6 protein-coding genes are annotated in these 5,636 nt (G+C 69.1%); 4 read left to right on the forward strand and 2 right to left on the reverse strand.

The genetic code is table 11. The features are described from left to right. On the reverse strand, window positions 1-628 hold a 628-nt coding region (locus tag A9X05_RS10840), incomplete at its 3' end, for a hypothetical protein (protein WP_067781192.1). A 62-nt stretch (window positions 629-690) separates the two neighbouring features. Then, entirely contained in the window at window positions 691-1,347 is a 657-nt protein-coding gene (locus tag A9X05_RS10845) for a TetR/AcrR family transcriptional regulator (protein ID WP_082950206.1), read from the reverse strand. 193 nt (window positions 1,348-1,540) lie between these two features. On the opposite strand from A9X05_RS10845, the gene A9X05_RS10850 reads away from it, so the two are divergent. From A9X05_RS10850 to A9X05_RS10865, 4 genes are all read left to right on the forward strand, one after another. Further along, window positions 1,541-2,287 (forward strand): CoA transferase subunit A, encoded by a 747-nt coding sequence (locus A9X05_RS10850; protein WP_067760614.1) that lies wholly within the window; start codon window positions 1,541-1,543, stop codon window positions 2,285-2,287. Then, window positions 2,284-2,934 (forward strand): CoA transferase subunit B, encoded by a 651-nt coding sequence (locus tag A9X05_RS10855; protein ID WP_067760567.1) that lies wholly within the window; start codon window positions 2,284-2,286, stop codon window positions 2,932-2,934. The genes A9X05_RS10850 and A9X05_RS10855 overlap by 4 nt, the downstream gene beginning before the upstream one ends. A gap of 11 nt (window positions 2,935-2,945) precedes the next feature. Next, entirely contained in the window at window positions 2,946-4,517 is a 1,572-nt protein-coding gene (locus A9X05_RS10860; RefSeq protein WP_067760569.1) for a carboxyl transferase domain-containing protein, read from the forward strand. 5 nt (window positions 4,518-4,522) lie between these two features. Beyond that, on the forward strand, window positions 4,523-5,636 hold a 1,114-nt coding region (locus A9X05_RS10865), incomplete at its 3' end, for an acetyl/propionyl/methylcrotonyl-CoA carboxylase subunit alpha (RefSeq protein WP_156736633.1).

The raw sequence follows: 5,636 nt of genomic DNA on the forward strand, positions 1-5,636 counted from the left end.
TGGTCCACGGCAGCGCGACGTTGAATTCGGTTTGGATCAGGTCGCCGGTGTCGATGTACATGATGCTGATCGCCCTGCCCTCGCCGGCCACGCTGTAGACGATGTCCTGCATCGCGGCCGGGCCGGTGGACTCGGTGGGCGTCGGGGAGCCGCCGGTGGGCGGCACCGGCGCCGGAATGCGCGGCGTCGACGTGCGGGTGGACGGGCTCGGCAGCGTCGGAGTCGTCTCCGGCATGGCGGGCAGCGGCGGGACGGCGGTCTGAGTCTTGATCGCGTCGTTCACCAGCACCAGGGCAATGACCAGGGCGACCACCAGCAGCACGGCGGCGCCGGCGACGATCCACAGCCACCGCGGCGGAGGTTTCGGGCCATCCGGCGGCGGGGGAGCCGACCCCGGGTGTTGTCCGGACGGAGGCAGCTCGTGCTGCCAGTACGCCGGCAACTCTCTGGTGGTGTTGGTCTCGTTCATGTTGGGTGCCCACGGCGGAGCCTGCCCGCCATAGGTGGGCGCGTAGGGCGCCTGATCGGCGTACGCGGGGTCGGCGGGCGGATACCACGGGCCCTGCGGTCCCGACCCCGGCAGAGAGGGGCTGAACCGGTCGGTGGGACGTGAATCGTTCATGTCCACCTCATGGATTGCAGAGTACCTGCGCCGGGCGCACGAACGGCGAATCACCTCACAGCGGTGACTCAGGGGCACTGGTTCCCGGCGGCCAGCGCGGCGACGGTCATCGCCCGCATCACGGCGCGCGACCGCGCGGTGCGGGCCGACTTTCCGCGCGACATGTCGGGGGATTTCATGCTGTGTGGCGTCGAATTGAGGAGGCCGAAGACCGCGTGGGCCGCCAGCCGGGCGTCGGCCTCGGCTAGGTCGGGGTCCAGCTCGCGCAGCACCCCGACCCACACCTCGACGTATTGGCGTTGCGCTTTGCGCACCTGTTTCTCGGCCGCTTCGGGCAGGTGCGCGAGGTCGCGGTCCTGGATGCGGATCAGGTCGGGCTCGCCGAACGCGAAGTCCAGGTGGAAGTCGATCAGCCCGTCCAGCGCCGTCGCCGCGTCGGAGCTGCGAGCCCGCACGCCGCGAGCGCCCGCGAGCAGGCGGGCGCTGATGCCCACCAGCAGCTCCACCAGCAGCGACTCCTTGTTGGGGAAGTGCCGGTAGATGGCGGGGCCGCTGACACCGGCAGCGGCCCCGATGTCTTCCAGCCGCACCGCGAGGAAGCCGCGCTCGGCGAACAGGCGCTCGGCGGCCGCCAGCAGCTGGAGACGCCGGTCGGATTTCAACTGGCTGCGTCGATTTGGGACATCCGGCGCGCTGGGTTGGCCGTCCGAGGTGGACGTTGTCATGACGAACCCCCGTCCGGTTGGTTAATCGTCACTAACTTAGCACGAGTCTTCGACCGGTTAACCTGCCCTAATGGACGGCGACGGCCCGGTCTTGCCGTCCCTGGACCGGGGGGATCGACGATGGTATTCTCACCCTGAGTTAATGGAGATTAACTCAAAAACCCCGCCCGACGGCAAGGAGGCTGCTGCGGCGATGGACAAGGTGGTGGCAACGGCCGCCGAGGCGGTTGCCGACATAACCGACGGGTCGTCTTTGGCGGTCGGGGGCTTCGGGTTCTGCGGCATCCCCGAGGCGTTGATCGCCGCGCTGGTCGAGACCGGCGTGCGCGACCTGGAGACGGTGTCCAACAACTGCGGCGGTTACGGCGTCGGACTGGAAGCGCTGTTGCACCACAAGCGAATTCGCCGGGCCGTCGCCTCGTATTTCGGTGACAACAGGGAATTCGCCCGCCAGTTCCTCGCCGGTGAACTGGAGGTGGAGCTCACCCCGCAGGGCACGCTCGCGGAGCGGTTGCGCGCCGGTGGCGCCGGCATCCCTGCGTTCTACACGCCCGCGGGCGTCGGCACCCCCGTCGCCGACGGCGGCCTGCCGTGGCGCTACGACGCTTCCGGCGGGGTGGCGGTGATGTCGCCGCCCAAGGAAACGCGCGAGTTCGACGGCGTGACCTACGTTCTCGAGCGGGCGATCCGCACCGACTTCGCGCTGGTGCACGCCTGGAAGGGCGACCGGCACGGCAATCTCGTCTACCGGGCGGCCGCGGCGAACTTCAACCCCGACTGCGCCACGGCCGGCAGGATCACCATCGCGGAGGTCGAGCATCTGGTCGAGCCGGGCGAGATCGACCCCGCCGCGGTGCACACGCCCGGCGTCTTCGTGCATCGGGTGGTGCATGTGCCGGACCCGGCCAAGCCGATCGAGAAGGTGACGGTGCGCCCGTGAGCTGGAGCAAGCAGGGCCTGGCCGCACGGGTGGCCGCCGAATTCGAGGATGGCCAATACGTCAACCTCGGCATCGGGATGCCCACGCTGGTGCCCAACCACATTCCGGCCGGTGTCACCGTCGTCGTACATTCGGAAAACGGAATCCTGGGCGTGGGCCCGTATCCGGAGCCCGAGGACGTCGACGCGGATCTGATCAACGCGGGTAAGGAGACGATCACCACGATGCCGGGCGCGGCGTTCTTCGGTTCCTCCGCCTCGTTCGGCATCATTCGCGGCGGACACCTCGACGTCGCCGTGCTGGGGGCCATGCAGGTCTCGGCCACCGGCGACCTCGCCAACTGGATGATTCCCGGAAAGCTGGTCAAGGGCATGGGCGGCGCCATGGACCTCGTCCACGGCGCCCGGAAGGTGATCGCGATGATGGAGCACACGGCCCGCGACGGCAGCCCGAAAGTCGTTGAGCGGTGCACCCTTCCGCTGACGGGTGCGGGATGTGTCAACCGCATCATCACCGACTTGGCCGTCATCGACATATGCGATGACGGTTTGCGCCTGGTCGAGACCGCCCCCGGCGTTTCGGTCGACGAGGTGCTCGACAAGACCGAACCGCCGCTTGTGCTGGCGAGGACCGGGAGGCATTCGTGAGTTCAGCAGTGATGACCGCGCCATCGTTCGCCGACGAGCATCGCCGGCTGGTAGCCGAGTTGAACGCCAAGCTGGCGGCCGCCGCGCTGGGCGGCAACGAACGCGCCCGCGAACGTCACGTCAGCCGCGGCAAGCTACTGCCGCGCGAACGGGTGGATCGACTGCTCGACCCCGGCAGCCCGTTCCTGGAGTTGGCCCCGCTGGCGGCCAACGGCATGTACGACGACGAATCCCCCGGCGCCGGAATCATCACCGGGATCGGCCGGGTGTCGGGGCGCGAGTGCGTGATCGTCGCCAACGACGCCACGGTCAAGGGCGGCACCTACTACCCGATGACCGTCAAAAAGCACCTGCGCGCACAGGAAGTCGCCCTGCAGAATCGCCTGCCGTGCATCTACCTGGTGGACTCCGGGGGCGCCTTCCTGCCCCGCCAGGACGAGGTGTTCCCCGACCGCGAGCATTTCGGCCGGATCTTCTACAACCAAGCGACCATGAGCGCCAAGGAGATTCCCCAAGTGGCCGCGGTCCTCGGATCGTGCACGGCGGGCGGCGCCTACGTGCCTGCCATGAGCGACGAGGCCGTCATCGTGCGCGAGCAGGGGACGATCTTCCTCGGCGGTCCGCCCCTGGTGAAGGCCGCCACCGGCGAGGTCGTATCGGCCGAGGAACTCGGCGGCGGCGACCTGCACTCGCGGGTCTCCGGTGTCACCGACCACCTCGCCGACGACGACGAGCACGCGCTGCGCATCGTGCGGGCCATCGCCGCGACCTTCGGCCCCCGTGAACCCGGCACGTGGGAGGTCCGGCCCGTGGTCGAGCCCAAGCATCCGCAGAGCGAGCTCTACGACGTGGTGCCGCCCGATCCGCGGGTGCCCTATGACGTGCACGAGGTGGTCGTTCGGCTGGTCGACGGCGGCGAATTCAGCGAGTTCAAGGCCAATTACGGCAAGACGCTGATGACCGCGTTCGCCCGCATCCACGGACACCCGGTCGGGATCATCGCCAACAACGGCGTCCTGTTCAGCGAATCCGCTTTGAAGGGCGCCCATTTCATCGAGCTGTGCGACAAGCGCAAGATCCCCCTGTTGTTCCTGCAGAACATCGCCGGTTTCATGGTCGGCCGCGACTACGAGGCCGGCGGCATCGCCAAGCACGGCGCCAAGATGGTGACCGCCGTGGCCTGCGCCCGGGTGCCCAAACTGACCGTCGTGATCGGCGGATCCTATGGCGCGGGCAACTATTCGATGTGCGGTCGGGCGTACTCGCCGCGCTTCCTGTGGATGTGGCCCAACGCCCGCATCTCGGTCATGGGCGGCGAGCAGGCGGCATCGGTGCTGGCGACGGTGCGCGGCGAGCAGCTCGCCGCGGCCGGTAAACCGTGGCCGCCCGACGAGGAGGAGGCGTTCAAGGCGCCCATCCGCGCGCAATACGAGGACCAGGGCAACCCGTACTATTCGACCGCCCGCCTGTGGGACGACGGCATCATCGATCCCGCCGACACCAGAACCGTTGTCGGGCTGGCCCTTTCGGTATGCGCCCACGCCCCGCTAGATCCGGTCTCCTACGGCGTCTTCCGGATGTGATGACCATGTTCGAGACCGTCTTGGTGGCCAACCGCGGCGAGATCGCGGTCCGTGTCATGCGCACCCTGCGCCGGCTGGGTATCCGATCGGTCGCGGTGTACAGCGACCCCGACGCCAACGCCCGCCATGTGCTCGAGGCCGACACGGCCGTTCGTCTGGGGCCCGCCGCCGCGCGGGAGAGCTACCTCGACATCGGGAAGGTGCTCGACGCGGCGGCGCGCACCGGCGCCCAGGCGATCCATCCCGGCTACGGATTCCTCTCCGAAAACGCCGAATTCGCCGCCGCCTGCGAGCGGGCCGGCGTGGTGTTCCTCGGCCCGCCGGCGCGGGCCATCCAGGTGATGGGCGACAAGATCACCGCCAAGAACGCGGTAGCCGCCTTCGACGTGCCGGTCGTTCCCGGCGTGGCCAAGCCCGGACTGAGCGACGACGAGTTGGTGGCGGCCGCCGAAGATGTCGGCTATCCGGTCTTGATCAAGCCCTCGGCGGGCGGCGGCGGCAAGGGCATGCGCCTGGTGGACGACCCGAGCCGGCTGCGCGACGCGCTGGTGGGCGCGCGACGGGAGGCCGCCGCGTCGTTCGGTGACGACACCCTGTTTCTGGAGCGATTCGTACTGCGCCCCAGGCATATCGAAGTACAGGTGCTCGCCGACACGCACGGCAACGTGGTGCACCTGGGCGAGCGCGAGTGCAGCCTGCAGCGGCGCCACCAGAAGGTGATCGAGGAGGCGCCGTCGCCCCTGCTCGACCCGCAGACACGCGCGCGTATCGGGGCGGCGGCCTGCAACACCGCCCGCAGCGTCGATTACGTCGGCGCGGGCACGGTGGAGTTCATCGTCTCCGCCGACCGGCCGGACGAGTTCTTCTTCATGGAGATGAACACCCGCCTGCAGGTGGAACACCCGGTCACCGAGGCGGTTACCGGCCTGGACCTGGTGGAGTGGCAGCTGCGGGTGGCCGCGGGCGAGAAGCTGGGGTTCGCGCAGGACGACATCGAACTGCGGGGCCACGCGATCGAGGCCCGGGTGTACGCCGAGGATCCCGCCCGGGGATTCCTCCCCACCGGCGGCCAGGTGCTGCAGGTATCCGAACCGTCCGGCGCCGGCGTGCGGGTGGACT

Origin of the sequence: Mycobacterium sp. E3298 (genome assembly GCF_001666895.1) — a bacterium.
Classification (GTDB): Bacteria; Actinomycetota; Actinomycetes; order Mycobacteriales; family Mycobacteriaceae; genus Mycobacterium.

Coding starts and splice junctions, on each gene's coding strand:
- A9X05_RS10845 (WP_082950206.1), bottom strand. CDS start 1,347: ATGACAACGTCCACCTCGGACGGCCAACCCAGCGCGCCGGATGTCCCA.
- A9X05_RS10850 (WP_067760614.1), top strand. CDS start 1,541: ATGGACAAGGTGGTGGCAACGGCCGCCGAGGCGGTTGCCGACATAACC.
- A9X05_RS10860 (WP_067760569.1), top strand. CDS start 2,946: ATGACCGCGCCATCGTTCGCCGACGAGCATCGCCGGCTGGTAGCCGAG.